At 67.7% G+C, this 15511-nt stretch carries 8 protein-coding genes and 1 pseudogene; 2 read left to right on the forward strand and 7 right to left on the reverse strand.

Annotated elements, in window-relative coordinates; genetic code table 11:
• Positions 1-152 precede the first annotated feature (152 nt).
• The 3 genes and pseudogenes from ACQEXA_RS28800 to ACQEXA_RS28810 form a co-directional block, all read right to left on the reverse strand.
• A complete protein-coding gene (locus ACQEXA_RS28800; protein WP_432930101.1) occupies positions 153-1877 on the reverse strand; it encodes a protein kinase family protein in 1725 nt (574 codons plus the stop codon).
• 118 nt (positions 1878-1995) lie between these two features.
• A complete protein-coding gene (murJ, locus tag ACQEXA_RS28805) occupies positions 1996-4305 on the reverse strand; it encodes a murein biosynthesis integral membrane protein MurJ (RefSeq protein WP_433131504.1) in 2310 nt (769 codons plus the stop codon).
• 46 nt (positions 4306-4351) lie between these two features.
• Positions 4352-6797: pseudogene (locus ACQEXA_RS28810) on the reverse strand (DUF6049 family protein).
• Between the two features lie 222 nt (positions 6798-7019).
• Between ACQEXA_RS28810 and ACQEXA_RS28815 the strand changes: the two are divergent.
• Positions 7020-8462, forward strand: coding sequence for a CCA tRNA nucleotidyltransferase (locus ACQEXA_RS28815; protein ID WP_432930097.1), 1443 nt, complete (start codon positions 7020-7022; stop codon positions 8460-8462).
• A gap of 105 nt (positions 8463-8567) precedes the next feature.
• On the opposite strand, the gene ACQEXA_RS28820 is transcribed toward ACQEXA_RS28815, so the two are convergent.
• The 4 genes from ACQEXA_RS28820 to ACQEXA_RS28835 all read right to left on the reverse strand — a co-directional run bounded on the left by ACQEXA_RS28820 (position 8568) and on the right by ACQEXA_RS28835 (position 12379).
• Positions 8568-9095 carry an LppU/SCO3897 family protein gene (locus ACQEXA_RS28820; RefSeq protein WP_432930095.1) on the reverse strand — a complete coding sequence of 176 codons (528 nt, stop codon included), beginning with the start codon at positions 9093-9095 and terminating at the stop codon, positions 8568-8570.
• Between the two features lie 116 nt (positions 9096-9211).
• On the reverse strand, positions 9212-10474 hold the full coding sequence (locus ACQEXA_RS28825) for an MFS transporter (RefSeq protein WP_432930093.1): 1263 nt from the start codon (positions 10472-10474) through the stop codon (positions 9212-9214).
• A 97-nt stretch (positions 10475-10571) separates the two neighbouring features.
• Positions 10572-11654, reverse strand: coding sequence for an inositol-3-phosphate synthase (locus tag ACQEXA_RS28830; protein ID WP_432930091.1), 1083 nt, complete (start codon positions 11652-11654; stop codon positions 10572-10574).
• Between the two features lie 44 nt (positions 11655-11698).
• Complete coding sequence (locus tag ACQEXA_RS28835) at positions 11699-12379, reverse strand: PadR family transcriptional regulator (protein WP_433131506.1); 681 nt, start codon at positions 12377-12379, stop codon at positions 11699-11701.
• A 374-nt stretch (positions 12380-12753) separates the two neighbouring features.
• Between ACQEXA_RS28835 and ACQEXA_RS28840 the strand changes: the two genes are divergently transcribed.
• Positions 12754-15411 (forward strand): transglycosylase domain-containing protein, encoded by a 2658-nt coding sequence (locus ACQEXA_RS28840; protein WP_432930086.1) that lies wholly within the window; start codon positions 12754-12756, stop codon positions 15409-15411.
• Positions 15412-15511 lie beyond the last annotated feature (100 nt).

The following is a 15511-nucleotide window of genomic DNA, read 5'->3' on the forward strand; positions in this document are numbered from 1 at the left end:
ACGCCTCCATGATTTGGCTGAGGGCCCACCGAAATCGGCGAGCCCTCCAAGCCGTGCGGTACCGGTCGCGCCCCTGGGTGTCCTGCGAGACCACCCAGGAGCCGAGCCTCGGGCAACAGGGCGTTGATCGCTCCCTGCCTTCGACGTGGACGTCAGCCCGTGAACTTCACTTCGGTGATGGCCTGCTTGTAGCCCGGGTCGCTGTAGGCACTCGCATCCCTTCCCGAGTACGGCACAGCGGTGATCCAGACGAGGACGTACCGCGTCTTCGCCGATGCGGCGACCTTCACGGTGGCCGTGGTGCCGCTCGTCGTGACGGAACCGATCTTCCGCATCGAATCCATCGAGGCCGGCGTCAGCGAGTCGGCTGTGTACAGGTCGACCGTCGTGTGATCGCCTGCGTAGCGGAGCCCGATGGTCGCCTTGGCGGGTTCCTGAGCCGAGCCGAGGTCGTAGACGATGCCCACGCCCGGCTTGTACGGAGCGAGCGCGGGACCTTCTATGAAGGTGTTGCTCTTCCAGTACGTCGAGCTGTCGCCGTCGTACGTCTTGCCGACGTCCTGGGGGTGCTGGGCGTCGCCCTTGGCCACGAACTCCTGAGCGCCTTGGATCTTGAGCGTCCTGACCGGCGTGGCCGGGCTGCCGCCGTTCTTGTCGTTCCCGTCCGTCGTCTGCGTCTGGTGCGTGTCGTTGGACTTCTCGCCGTGGTCCATGAGCGCTTCCGCCAGCTGCCAGCTCCCCAGCCCCAAGGCGGCGATCAGCAAGGCGGACACGACCCACTTGAGCGCCTTTCCGGTGGGGCTCTGCAGCGGGGGCGGCGGGGCCGGAACGGGTGCGGTGGCGCCCGGATGCGCCGAGGGGCGGCCGTAGGTGCCCTGCTGGTACGTGGTGCGTTGGTACTCGGGCGGCGCGGTGAACGCCGGCTCCGGCGGCCGGATGCGGGGCATCTCGCCGATCGCCTTCACCAGCTCCTCCGGCGTGGTGCACGCAGACTCGTGCCGGGAGGCGGTGGCACCGTCATTGACCAGCGCACGCATGGAGAGCTCGGACAGACCGCGGTGGACGCCCGCGCGCACCTGGTCGGGCGCGATCAGGCCCACGCCCTTGGGCAGCCCGGACAGTCCGTAGGCGTCGTCCTCGTAGGGCCAGCGCTGGGTGAGGGCGGCGTACAGGAGCGCGCCGATGGCCTCGGTGTCGGTGCGCTGCGGGGTGTCGGAGCCGATGCCGCGCAGCGCCGCGTTCACCGCGAGACCGCGGATGCGCCACTGGCCGGAGGAGGTCCGCAGGATGGTGCCCGGGTTCAGGCGCAGATGGGCCAGGCCCTCGCGGTGGGCGGCGGCCATCGCCTGGGTGACCTGCGTGACCATCTGGTAGGCGTCGTGCGCTTCCAGTGGCCCGGAGGCGAGCAGGGTGGTCAGCTCGGCGGCGTCGGGCAGCCACTCGTGCACGACATAGACGACGTCGTTCTCCTCGACGGCGTCCAGGACCTGCACAAAGCGGGGGTCGCCGAGCAGTGCGGAGGAGCGTGCCGCGGCCAGCACGGAACGTGCCCGTACGTGGTCCGCCGGCAGGATGTGAACGCCGACGGCACGCCGGAGTTTCTCGTCCACCGCACGCCAACTACTGAATCCGTCCAGACGGGTGACGCACTCCTCGAGGCGGTAGCGTCTGGCGAGTTTGTGGCCGCTGTGCAACTCGGGAGACGAAGCCTTTCCGGGACCCTCGGTCCCGCCACTCCCCTGTGCCTCGTCGCCGTCCGTATCCCGCTCCCGGTCCTGGGCCACCCCGTCGGACGTGGTCTGGTCCGCCTTGGCGGTCAGCGGCTCGTCACCGCTGTTGTCTGCCACGTCGACGGCAGCCGTGCTCCGTTCCGCCACCGTCGTTCCTGCCTCCCCATCCGTTGCGCACTGACCGACGCAGAAACCAATTGTGCCCACACTCCGTCGCTATGCACGACACACAGCAGCGGGCGATGGTTGTGCGCCTACCCCCGCCTCAGCGCCCGAGACGCCCGCGGATCATGCCGACCATTGAGTTGAGTTCCTCGATGCGCATCTTCCGTGCGGCGACGTAGAAGACACCGAGAAGCAGTGCGCCACCGCAGACCAGGGCGGCGAGCGAGCCGCCCACGCCCTGGCCCAGCGTGTGGCCGATTTCGTAGCAGGCCGCACCGCTCAGCAGAGCGGCCGGCACCGAGGCGATCCCCAGCCGTGCGTACGTACGCACCACCCGCGAGCCGTCCAGGTCGCCGTCCAGCCGGTTGCGCAGCCGGGCCCAGGCGACGCCGACACCGATCGCGTACGCCAGGCCGTAGGAGGCCGCCATCCCGACCACGGCCCAGCGGGCCGGGAGCACGAAGTAGCAGACCGCCGAGGCGCCCGCGTTCACGACGGCCACGATGACCGTGTTGTAGAAGGGGGTCCGGGTGTCCTCGTACGCGTAGAAGGCGCGGAGCACGACGTACTGCACGGAGTACGGGATCAGGCCGAGGCCGAAGGCCATCAGCATGAAGCCCATGTTGGTCGCGTCGTTGATACCGGAGGAACCGAAGATCAAGGTGCACACGGGGATGCCGAGCGCGAGGAACCCGAAGGCGATGGGCACGATCGCGACGGCGGTGGTGCGCAGTCCCTGGGAGATGTCGTCCCGGACGGCCCCGTCGTCGCCCTCGGCGGCCGAGCGTGAGATCCGCGGCAGCAGAGCGGCCATCAGGGACACGGTGATGATCGCCTGAGGGAGGCCCCAGATCAGCTGGGCGTTGGCGTAGGCGGCGAAGCCGGTGCCCTTGACGGGGGAAGCCTTGCCCGAAGCCGTGGACAGCTGGGTGACGACCATGGCGCCCGCCTGGTTGGCGAGGACGAACAGGACCGTCCACTTGGCGAGCATCGCGGCCTTGCCCAGGCCGTGGCCCCTCCAGTCGAAGCGCAGCCGGAGCCGGAAGCCGGTCTCGCGGAGGTACGGGATCATCGCCAGGGCCTGGACGACCAGTCCCAGCAGAACACCGATGCCCAGGAGCCGCTCGCCCTCCGGCGGGATGGTGTGGACGGTCATCCCGGAGTCCGCGGCAGTGCCGTAGACCCAGATGAACGCACCGAGCGTCACGATGATGACGATGTTGTTGAGGACCGGGGTCCACATCATCGCGCCGAACTTCCCGCGCGCATTGAGGATCTGCCCCATCACCACATGGATGCCCATGAAGAAGATCGACGGCAGGAAGTAGCGGGTGAAGGTGACGGCGACGTCGTTGGCGGCCGGGTCGTTGGCCACGGGGACGGACAGGAACCGGACCAGCAGGGGTGCGCCGAGCATCGCCAGTGCGGTCAGCACGCCCAGCGCCACCATGACGAGCGTCAGCAGGCGGTTGGCGTACGCCTCGCCCCCGTCCTCGTCCTCCTTCATCGCACGGACGAGCTGGGGCACGAAGACGGAGTTGAGACCGCCGCCGACGGTAAGGATGTAGATCATCGTCGGGAGCTGGTAGGAGACCTGGAACGAGTCGCCCAGGAGCCCGAGGCCCAGCGCCGACACGATCAGCGCGGAGCGGATGAAGCCGGTGAGGCGGGAGACCATGGTGCCCGCGGCCATGACGGCGCTGGACTTCAGCAGGCCTGAGGCCCGTCCGCCCTTCGGCGCGGCCACGGGTGCCGGGGCAGGCGCCGCCGCCGGCGCGGCGGCCGAGGGAGGCACGGGAGCGTATGCCCGGGTGTCCTGGGCCGGCGGAGCGTACGAGGGCCCCGGGTACTGTCCCGCCGGGCTGTGGTGGGCGGACTGCGCCGGAGCCGGGCCGGGCACGGACGGCTGCTCCATGTAGAGATGGGCGGGATGGCCGCCACCCTGCTGCTGGTCACGGAAGAGATGAGCGAAGGCGTCCGGCTCGTGGTGTTCCTCGCCGGCTCGGGTGACCAGGTCGTCGACTCCCACGAACTGCGTCGTGCGCGGGTCGTCGCCGTACGGAAGGTACTGCGAGGGCCCCTCGGGTTCCGGTGTGGGCGGCTGTACCCACACGCGCGGGTCGGGGGCGTACTGCGGTGGCGACGGCTGTGCGTACAGGGGCTGCTGCGGCTGGTAGCTGCCGGGGGGCGGCGGGGGGTGCGCGGCGCGATCGTAGAGCGCTTCGGCCACCGGGTCCTGGGCAGAGAGGTCCTGTGCGCGGTAGGGGTCCTGGTCGTAGGCGTCCTGGAGGTACATGTCCGCCGGCGGCTGCGAGGGCATCTGGCCGGGCTCGTGCGGCGGCGGGCCCCCGGGGTGGCCCTGGCTGCCCGCGGCACTCTGGCCGCGGTCACCGTCGTACGGCGCGTTCATGGTTACCCCACCTCATTGTCACCAGGCCCACCGGCCACGACATCGCTCAACGGTCCACTCTCTCACCCGCGCCGGACGGGTCGGCGCTTTCCGGTGCGGTGTCCGGTGTCGGGTGTCGGGTCACTCGGCTGCTCCGGGGCGTCTGCCCCGGTCTCAGCGTCCGACTCCTGTTCGGGCGCCATGGCGGAACCTCCGGTGTCCCCAGTGTCTACGGGGCCGTCCGCACCCTTGTTCAGACCCCTCTGTTCCGAATCGGCGTCCGGCCCCTGCGGGCCGGACTCGCACTCCTCCTCGGCCTGGCGCGCGGCGATCCGCTTGCGCTGGGTGTACATGCGGAATCCGGCGAGCACCAGCAGGAGGACACCGCCGGCGATGACCAGCATCACCGTGGGCGTGATCTCCGTTACGTTCACATCGAAGGTGATGGGGGGGCCGTACGCCTGTCCGTCCTGTGTGAAGAGCTGGGCGACCACGGCGGCCCGGCCGTTGGCGTTGGCCGTGGTGGTGAACTTCACGGACTGGCTGTGGCCGCCCGAGACGGTGATGGGCTGCTCGTAGTAGGGGCCGTTGCCGACCTTCAGCCGGGTCGGCTGCTGCGAGGTGAGCCGCAGCACCAGATGGTCGACCCCCTGCATCAGGTTGTTCTGCACGGTCACGGGGATCGTGGCGCTGCGGCCCGAGAGCTTGGTCTCGGACTTGTCGATCAGCCGGACCTGGTTGGTGAGCAGTTGGAGGTAGGACCCCACGTCCAGGCGGAACACGGACGCCTGGGTGGTGTGCCCGCGCCAGGAGGTGGACGTGGCGCGATCTATGGCGCGGCCGAAGGGAGTGACGACCCGCGAGGGGTCGCTGAGGATCACCTTGAAGTTGTCGAGTTTGTCCTGGGTGTCCTCGATCTGCTGGAAGGCCGACTGCGGAAGCTCGGCCTTGCGCAGTGAGGAGGGGTAGCGGTACGCGGACGGCACCTTTGTCGTGGCACTCGGATCCGGCCTGACCTTGGCCGCTTCGGACAGCCCGGCGGACTGCGACCAGCGGGTGCTCTGGAGGGCCGTCAGCGCCTGTGCCATCGACTGCGCCTGGCTGCCGGACGGCATCCGCTGGGGGGCCACGACGATGCTGCGTTCCTTGTCCGGCTCCTGCAGGTTGATCATCAGGCTCTGGGCCAGGAACTTCTGCACGGCGAGCGTGGAGCCGCCGGCAGAGGTCATGTCGCCCTCGAACGCCGTGGAGAGGCCGGCGTCCGCGACCACGGCCGTCGTCCCGCCGCCGATGGGGCGAGCGGCGGTGGGCGTGTAGGACAGCTGGTTGTCCTGGAGGCTGTCGCTGCGGGCAATCACCTTGTCGGCGCCCGCAGAGGTGGCGACCTTGACGATGGAGGGGTCGATCGCGCCGTTCACGGGCCAGGCGAAGTCCGTCTCGGGTTTCACGTGGAGGATGGTCTCCACAGTGCTCCCCGCGACGTCCGTGGCGTCCTTGAGGTGACTCAGGGAGCCGGTGACGTTCTTGCCGTCGTGCGCGAACGAGGCGAGGTCGGGGTCGGCGAAGGGGAGAGCGACGACCTCTTTGTTCTGGACCGCCTTCTCCAGGTCGGCGAGCCACTGTTTGGCGACCCCCTGGTTCTTGCCCGGCGTGACGCTGCCGCTTTCGCCCTTGACGCTGTAGGTGCCGGTCATCGCGTCCACGGAGGCAAGAAGATCGGGGTCGATCACCCAGGTGACGTCGAGGCCACTGCCCTGCGACAGGAGCTGGGAGAGACGGCCGCCCGGAGAGAGCTCCTGGGCCAGGTCGTCGTTCTGGAACACGGGTGTCTGCTGCTGGTTGGGCAGCGTCTCGGCGGTCATGTGGACCGGGGAGATCACCGGCCACAAGTACGTCGTCTTCGTCCTCACTGAGGCGCCGTCGGGCTGCCAGGGCAGGAAGGTCCGCTGGATGCCGAGTACGTGCTCGTACGGCTCGGCGGCGGTCTGGCCGGAAAGCGAGACGCCGAGCTGGTAGACCCCGTCGGAGCCGAGATCCAGATCTTTGACCGGCACGGAGATGTTGAAGGCCTGTGCGATACCCGGGGGAAGTTTGTCGAACTTCTCGGTGTACTTGTCGCCGATCTCGGCACCGTCGGCGCTCTGCTGGAAGCCGGTGCGGCCGGCGGCGTCGTCGATGGCCGAGCGGCTGGTCAGACGCGTCGGGCTGACCCGTAGTCCCACATGGGCCCCTGTGACGGCCTGCTTGCTGTTGTTGGTGACCGTGCCCGAGACGGTCAGCGTGTCGCCGTCGCTCGGCGCGCTCGGGGTGAGCGAGTCGAGGGAGACACTGGCCGTACGGGAACCGCCGGCATCCGTCGGGGAGCCCTTCTCCGCGGCGTGCGCCATCGGGCCGGCGGGCAGCTGCAACAGGCCGGCCAGCAGAGGCGCGCCCGCGATCAGCGCTCCGGTACGCCGGAGCCACCGACGGGCAGGTGAGGGATTCATCCCCTGAAAGTCTGCCGCCTCGGCCACGCGCTCGCCCGTCCCTCGTCGTCGTCAGTGGTCGTCGGAATGTGCGTCCCCGCATGGTAACGAGATGCGCGGAACGGAAGTGCCGCGGTCCATGCTCGAAGATCGGGGCCCGGCGTTGATATGTCCCAGATGTTCCCCTATTCAGGGAAGTGTGATGCCGGGCACTTGTGCACGTTTAATGGAGGCGTCCGTCCGGGCCAAGGCCACGTACCCTTTTCTGCTGTGCCGAATGCCAATGAAGACAATCCCAGTGCCCTGAGTCAGGTACAGCGCCGCGCGGTCAGTGAACTGCTGCGGGTGTCCCCTGTCGCCGACGACCTCGCCCGCCGATTCCACGCGGCCGGGTTCTCGCTCGCCCTGGTCGGCGGCTCGGTGCGGGATGCCCTCCTCGGCCGGCTCGGCAATGATCTGGACTTCACGACCGAAGCCCGCCCCGAGGACGTTCTGAAGATCGTCCGGCCGTGGGCGGACGCCACATGGGACGTCGGCATCGCCTTCGGAACGGTCGGCGCGCAGAAGGACGGCTACCAGATCGAGGTGACGACCTACCGGTCGGAGTCCTACGACCGGACTTCACGCAAACCGGAGGTGTCCTACGGCGAGTCCATCGAGGAGGACCTCGTCCGTCGCGACTTCACGGTCAACGCGATGGCCGTCGCTCTGCCGGAGAAGGAGTTCGTCGACCCCCATGGCGGGCTCGAGGACCTCGCCGCCCGTGTGCTGCGCACCCCCGGTACCCCTGAGGACTCGTTCTCGGACGATCCGCTGCGGATGATGCGGGCCGCGCGCTTCGCGGCTCAACTCGACTTCGAGGTCGCTCCCGAGGTTGTGGTGGCCATGAAGGAGATGGCCGGACGGATCGAGATCGTGTCCGCCGAACGTGTCCGCGACGAGCTGAACAAGCTGATCCTGTCCTCGCACCCCCGCAAGGGACTGAGGCTGCTGGTCGAGACGGGGCTGGCCGACCATGTCCTCCCGGAGCTTCCCGCACTGCGACTGGAACGTGACGAGCACCATCGGCACAAGGACGTCTATGACCACACGTTGATCGTGCTGGAACAGGCGATGGCGCTCGAGAAGGACGGTCCGGACCTCACCCTGCGGCTCGCGGCTCTGCTGCACGACATCGGGAAGCCGAAGACCAGGCGGTTCGAGCAGGACGGCCGGGTCTCCTTCCACCACCACGAGATGGTGGGCGCCAAGATGACCAAGAAGCGGATGACGGAGTTGAAGTACTCCAACGACCTGGTGAAGGACGTCTCGCGCCTGGTCGAGCTTCATCTGCGCTTTCACGGCTATGGCACCGGCGAGTGGACGGACTCCGCGGTACGCCGTTATGTGCGCGACGCGGGCCCTCTCCTCGACCGCCTCCACAAGCTCACCAGGTCCGATTGCACGACCCGGAACAAGCGCAAGGCGGCCGCGTTGTCCAGTGCGTACGACGGCCTGGAGCGGCGCATCGCCGAGCTCCAGGAGCAGGAGGAGCTGGACTCGATCCGCCCCGACCTCGACGGCAACGAGATCATGGAGATCCTGGGTGTCGGTCCCGGCCCGGTCGTCGGTCGGGCGTACAAGCACATGCTGGAGCTCCGTCTGGAGCACGGTCCCATGGAACGTGACGCTGCGGTCTCCGCACTCAAGGAGTGGTGGGCCGAGCAGGGCTGAGGCATGGGAACGGGGTCATGTTTCACGTGAAACATGACCCCGTGGACATGCGAAGGGGCGATGTTTCACGTGAAACATCGCCCCTTCGCCGTCTAGGTCGCCGTATTACTTGGTTTCCTGCAGACACAGCACGACGTCGTGGCCGCCGCCGGACTGAATATAGGAGATCGCCGCGTCCTTGACGTTCTGGCACTTGTTCTCGTCGCTGCTGCCGTCAAACTTCTGGACGACCTTGTACTGGGCCCCGCTGGAGGAGCAGTCGACTTCCTTGAGGTCGGCGTTGTTGTCCGTACCGTCGTTGTGCATGCATGAGCCGACCGACGTCGTCTCCGCGTCGGTCTCGCTGAACCAGAAGCCGATGCCGAACTTGACGGCGGCGCCGATGACGATGACAGCTATGATCCCGACGATCCGGAGAGCCTTCTTGCCCCCACGCTTGCTGGGGCCGGCCTGCGGCGGTATCGGGGCCGGAGCTCCCTGGTTCGGGAACGGGGCGTACGGGGCACCCTGCGGGGGGACTCCGGGGTAGCCGGCCTGCTGCGGCGGAAAACCCGGCTGGCCAGGCTGCTGCCCCATGGGCGCCGTGGGCTGCTGAGCGTATGGATTCGGGCCCTGGGGCGGCGGAGTAGTCACTTTGGGGGTCCCCCTCGAACGTGAATGCGCATGGCGCGAAGTAAGACGCCCGTAAGTTACCGGTCCGCAGTGTCAACTCTGAAGCTGGATGGGGCTCCGTAGCCTTCATGTGACACTTACCGGCGTTCAAAGCGGTACATAGCCACAGCAACGGCCGCGTAGACCACGGCAACCGTGACCACCAAGGCGACTGAGCGGCCGTCAGGAGGCAGCATCAGGGCGGCTACCGCTGCCGCACCGACGAAGGCGACGTTGAAGAGCACGTCGTAGACGGAGAAGACCCGACCACGGAAGCCGTCGTCGACCGTGTGCTGGACGATCGTGTCCGTGGAGATCTTCGCGCCCTGCGTGATCAGCCCCAGGACGAAGGCGGCCACCAGCATGGGGCCGGTGGCGAACGCAAGGCCGAGCGCGGGCTCCAGCACCGCGGCGGCCGCAGCGCACACGGCGATCCAGCCGCCGGGGCCCAGCCGTCCCGCCGCCCACGGGGTCACCACGGCGGCAGCGAAGAACCCGGCGCCGGAGATCCCCAATGCCAGCCCCAGCAGGGTCAGTCCGTGGTCGGCGTCCGAGGACAGGGCGTACCGGCACAGCATCAGCACCAGGACGAGAAGCGCGCCGTAGCAGAACCGCATCAGCGCCATCGCGATGAGCGCCCGGACAGCCTCCCGACGCTGTGGTGCCGCGAGGTGCCGCACACCGGCCACCAAGTCGCGTGTGGCGTCGGCGAGAGCCGTACCGAGCCTCGGCGGCACCGACTCCCGGTCGGGGCCCAGCCGTTCCGGCGCCAGGCTCAGCGAGGCCACGGCCGACCCCAGATACAGGGCGGCGCCCAGAAGCACCACCGCCGCGTCGGAGTCCGCGGCCACCAGACGGACGAGGAAGGCGAGTCCGCCGCCCGCCGTCGCGGCGAGCGTGCCGGCCGTAGGGGAGAGCGAGTTGGCCATCACCAGACGCTCGTCGTCGACCACGCGGGGCAGTGCCGCGGACAGTCCCGCGAGGATGAAACGGTTGACCGCCGTGACGCAGAGCGCGGAGACGTAGAACAGCCAGTCGGGGACACCGCCGAGCATCAGCACGGCCGTCACACAGGCCATCAGGGTCCGCAGGAGATTGCCGTAGAGGAACACCTGGCGGCGCCGCCAGCGGTCCAGCAGCACGCCCGCGAAGGGGCCGACGAGGGAGTACGGCAGGAGCAGCACGGCCATGGCGGCGGCGATCGCTCCGGCGGAGGTCTGCTTCTCGGGGGAGAAGACCACATAGGTGGCGAGTGCGACCTGGTAGACGCCATCGGCGCCTTGAGACAGCAGACGCACGGCGAGAAGGCGTCTGAAGTCCCTGAAGCGCAGGAGGACGCGCAGGTCGCGCACGACGGACATGGTGCACAGCCTCACATACGCGTCGGTCCCCGGGCACATGGCCCGGGGACCCGAGGAGGACCGGTGGTGCGGTCCGGACGCGGGGGTGGCGCCGTCGTCAGCGCTCGACCTCGCCCCTGATGAACTTCTCGACGTTCTCCCGGGCCTGGTCGTCGAAGTACTGGACCGGCGGGGACTTCATGAAGTACGAGGAGGCGGAGAGGATCGGGCCGCCGATGCCGCGGTCCTTGGCGATCTTCGCGGCGCGCAGGGCGTCGATGATGACACCCGCGGAGTTCGGGGAGTCCCAGACCTCGAGCTTGTACTCCAGGTTCAGCGGAACGTCGCCGAAGGCGCGGCCCTCGAGACGGACGTACGCCCACTTGCGGTCGTCGAGCCAGGCAACGTAGTCGGACGGGCCGATGTGGACGTTCTTCTCGCCGAGATCCCGGTCGGGGATCTGAGAGGTGACGGCCTGCGTCTTGGAGATCTTCTTGGACTCCAGGCGCTCGCGCTCGAGCATGTTCTTGAAGTCCATGTTGCCGCCGACGTTCAGCTGCATCGTGCGGTCCAGGATGACACCCCGGTCCTCGAACAGCTTCGCCATGACGCGGTGCGTGATGGTGGCGCCGACCTGGGACTTGATGTCGTCACCGACGATCGGGACACCCGCCTCGGTGAACTTGTCGGCCCACTCCTTGGTGCCGGCGATGAAGACCGGAAGGGCGTTGACGAAGGCGACCTTGGCGTCGATGGCGCACTGGGCGTAGAACTTCGCGGCGGCCTCGGAGCCGACCGGCAGGTAGCAGACGAGGACGTCGACCTGCTTGTCCTTGAGGACCTGGACGATGTCGACCGGGGCCTCGGCGGACTCCTCGATGGTGGCGCGGTAGTACTTGCCGAGACCGTCGAGAGTGTGGCCGCGCTGGACCGTCACACCGGTGGACGGCACGTCGCAGATCTTGATGGTGTTGTTCTCCGAGGCGCCGATGGCGTCCGCCAGGTCGAGACCGACCTTCTTGGCGTCCACGTCGAAGGCGACGACGAACTCGACGTCACGGACGTGGTAGTCGCCGAACTGGACGTGCATCAGACCCGGGACCTTGGACGCCGGGTCGGCGTCCTTGTAGTACTCGACTCCCTGCACCAGCGACGCGGCGCAGTTGCCCACGCCGACGATGGCTACGCGAACCGAACCCATTCCGGTTGCTCCCTGTGTGTACTGGGTGAAGCCCCGAATGGACCTCACGTGGTGGTGTCGTCGGACGGATCCGGCCGGGTGCTGTCCCGGTGCCGGGGCAGGCCGCCCGTCTCTCCCGATGTGCTGTTCGGAGCAGAGCCGTCGGCAGCGGACCCCCTGAGGTCCCGGCCAGCCCGCTCGCTCTCGATGAGCTCGTTCAGCCAGCGCACTTCGCGCTCCACGGACTCCATTCCGTGGCGCTGGAGCTCAAGGGTGTAGTCGTCGAGGCGCTCCCGGGTGCGTGCCAGCGAGGCGCGCATCTTCTCCAGGCGCTCCTCCAGTCGGCTGCGGCGGCCCTCGAGGACGCGCATGCGCACGTCACGGGAGGTCTGTCCGAAGAAGGCGAAACGAGCGGCGAAGTGCTCGTCTTCGTATGCGTCGGGACCCGTCTGCGAGAGCAGTTCCTCGAAGTGCTCCTTACCTTGCGCCGTCAACCGGTAGACGATCTTGGCGCGGCGCCCCGCGAGCGGAGCGGCGAGGGCGTCGTCGGGGCCGCCGCCCGACTCCTCGATCAACCAGCCGTTGGCGACCAGCGTCTTGAGGCACGGGTAGAGCGTCCCGTAGCTGAACGCGCGGAATACGCCCAGTGACGTATTGAGTCGCTTGCGCAGCTCATAGCCGTGCATCGGGGACTCGCGGAGCAGGCCGAGAACGGCGAACTCGAGGATCCCGGAACGCCGGCTCATCCGCGCCTCCTCTCGGTCACTGTCTTGTCCGCACGGCCTTTATGTCGAGCTGATGTATCGGCTCGATACATCAAGACGATAGAACGCGCCTCGCGATGCGACAAGAGGGGGCACGGTGAACGGGGTCACATCACCAATTCGTAGGAGGCAAGTTGCCTGTTTTGGGATGAACTTCGGAGCTAGGGGGGTTTTGGCGGTGCGTAGTCTGTGCGGCATGCACATCACCGGGAACCGAGTGACGCCGGGGGACGTCCTCGTCCTTGGTGCAGTACGGGTGAATGACAAAACGACCGCATCCGTACTTCGGGGGGACCGGAAACCAGCCGCCGTTTCCAGGCGCGTCAGGATGCGCCTGCCCGAGGAGTAATCGTTCGATGAGCGAGCACCGTCGCAAACCGCAGCAGCCGCAGGAAGGCGGACGTGCCGCGGCCCGACGCGGCCAGCCGGCGCCCTCCAGCCGCCGCGCGGCACCGCGAGGCGCCACCGGGTCCCCTTCCGACTCCTATGGAGCGGGGGGTGAAGAACGCCCGTACGGTGGCCGTGCCGAGGCCCGGCGGGCGGCACAGAGAAGTGGTGGGGGCGGTCGGCGCAGAGCGCCCGACGGCCCCGGACGAAACCCCGGCGGCCCGAACGGACCCGGGCGCGGCAGAGGGCGAGGCGCTCCTCCCGCCAAGAAGCGCCTCATCGACTACCCGCGGGCGGGCAAGTACGGAGCCGCGCGCTGGGTGCCGTCGTGGAAGCTGGTGACCGGGATGTTCATCGGCTTCATAGGAGGCCTGGTGGCGGTCGCGGGCATCGGGTACGCGATGGTGAGCGTCCCGAACGTCGCGCAGACCGCGACCGCGCAGAACAACGTCTACTACTGGTCGGACGGCACCCAGATGGTGGCCACGGGCGGTGAGACGAACCGCCAGATCGTCAACCTCTCGCAGATCCCCCAGGCGATGCGGTATGCCGTCATCTCCCAGGAGAACAAGACCTTCTACACCGACAGCGGCATCGACCCGAACGGCATCGCGCGCGCCGTCTTCAACATGGCCACGGGCGGTCAGACCCAGGGCGGCTCCACCATCACCCAGCAGTACGTGAAGAACGCGAGGCTGGACGACCAGTCTCAGACGATCACCCGGAAGTTCAAGGAGATCTTCATCTCCATCAAGGTGGGCGCCACCGTCAAGAAGGACGACATCCTGGCCGGCTACCTGAACTCCGCGTACTACGGCCGGAACGCCTACGGCATCGAGGCGGCCGCACGTGCGTACTTCAACAAGCAGGCCATCAAGCTGAACCCGGGCGAGTGCGCCTTCCTCGCGGCGATGCTGAAGGGCGCCACGTACTACGACCCGGCGGGTAACCCATCCATCGACCCGTCCGCGAATGCTGAGGCCAACCAGCGGCGGGCCACGCTGCAAATGCAGGACACCCTCGACAAGATGGTTCAGTACGGCCATCTGAGCGCCACGGAGCGGGCCAAGTACAAGACCCTGCCCCATGTCGACAACCCGCGGTCGAACACCCGGCTGAGCGGTCAGACGGGTTATCTCGTCGATCTGGCCAACAGCTACCTGGTCACCCACAGCGACCAGACCCACATCACCCAGCAGAAGCTGCAGCAGGGCGGACTCCAGATCTACACGACCTTCGACAAGACGAAGGTCAAGGAGCTCCACGACGCGGTCAAGAACGTCCAGGACAAGAACATCAAACCGAAGGAGCGCCCGAATACGGACACCTTTGTCCAGTTCGGCGGCGCTTCCGTGGAACCCGCCTCCGGCGCCATCAAGGCGATCTACGGCGGTGAGGACGCGACCAAGCACTTCACCAACAATGCCGACTCGACCGGCGCCCAGGTGGGTTCGACGTTCAAGCCCTTCGTGCTGGCGGCCGCGATGGAGTGGGGGGTGCGCAACAAGAATCTCGGAGAGGAGCAGGCGCAGGACGAGCGTACGGTCGCCTCTCCGAAGAGCCTGTACAGCGGCAAGAACAAGCTCAAGATCAAGAAATACGACGGGACGGTCTGGACTGACAAGGACAACAAGGAGTGGCTGCAGACCAACGACGGCAACGAGTCGGTCGGAAAAGCGCCTGACTACAAGATCGACCTGCGTGAGGCGATGCAGTACTCGGTCAACTCCGTCTACGTCCAGCTCGGCATGGACGTCGGCCTGGACAAGGTCGAGCAGTCGGCCCTGGACGCCGGCATCCTGAAGTCCAGCCTGGCCAGTTCCAGCTTCCCCTCGTTCTCCATTGGTACCTCTGACCCGAGCGCGATCCGTATGGCAGGTGCCTACGCGACCTTCGCGGCCAGCGGTCAGCAGAACGACCCCTACTCGGTCGACAAGGTCAGCAGCAAGGACGGAACGGTCTTCCAGCACGTCAAGAAGACCAAGGACGCCTTCACTTCGAAGGTCGCCGACAACGTGACCGACGTCCTGAAGACCGTGGTCGACAAGGGCACCGGTACAGCGGCGCGGCTTACCGGCCGCGACGTGGCCGGCAAGACCGGTACGACAGACGACAACAAGTCTGCTTGGTTCGTGGGATACACCCCGCAGCTGTCGACCGCGATCGGCATGTACCGCATGGACGACAACGCGGCGAACAAGAACCGCACCTTCCTGAAGATGTATGGAACGGGCGGTCAGAAGAAGATCCACGGTGCCTCGTTCCCGGCCGAGATCTGGCACGACTACATGGAGCAGGCGCTCCAGGGCCAGCCTTCGGTGCAGTTCCCGACGCCCGAGCCCATCGGTACGGTCATCAACGACACCCCGAGCCCGAGCGTGACGCCGACGCCCACGCAGAGCGTTACGGACAGCCCGACGCCGACCCCGACGCCGAGTGAGTCGCTGATCTCGCCCACGCCGACGCCGAGCGACACTTGCGGCAAGTTCGGCTGGGGCTGTGGCAACAACGGCGGTACCGGCACCGGCGGCACGGGCGGAGTGACGCCGTCGCCCACGGGGTCGACCAGCCCCGGAGGCAGTCGAGGCAACGGCAACGGCGGCCTCTTCGCAGGAACGAACGGCTAGTCGTCACTCCATGTGTTTCACGTGAAACGCTCCGTTTCACGTGAAACATCGGCCGGAGTGGGCCGTCACACCGGGCAGGTGTGGCGGCCCTCGCCGTTTT

The sequence above is a fragment of the Streptomyces sp. CA-106110 genome (assembly GCF_050936285.1).
Lineage (GTDB): Bacteria > Actinomycetota > Actinomycetes > Streptomycetales > Streptomycetaceae > Streptomyces.

Coding starts and splice junctions, on each gene's coding strand:
- ACQEXA_RS28825 (WP_432930093.1), bottom strand. CDS start 10,474: ATGTCCGTCGTGCGCGACCTGCGCGTCCTCCTGCGCTTCAGGGACTTC.
- ACQEXA_RS28830 (WP_432930091.1), bottom strand. CDS start 11,654: ATGGGTTCGGTTCGCGTAGCCATCGTCGGCGTGGGCAACTGCGCCGCG.
- ACQEXA_RS28835 (WP_433131506.1), bottom strand. CDS start 12,379: ATGAGCCGGCGTTCCGGGATCCTCGAGTTCGCCGTTCTCGGCCTGCTC.
- ACQEXA_RS28840 (WP_432930086.1), top strand. CDS start 12,754: ATGAGCGAGCACCGTCGCAAACCGCAGCAGCCGCAGGAAGGCGGACGT.
- murJ (WP_433131504.1), bottom strand. CDS start 4,305: ATGAACGCGCCGTACGACGGTGACCGCGGCCAGAGTGCCGCGGGCAGC.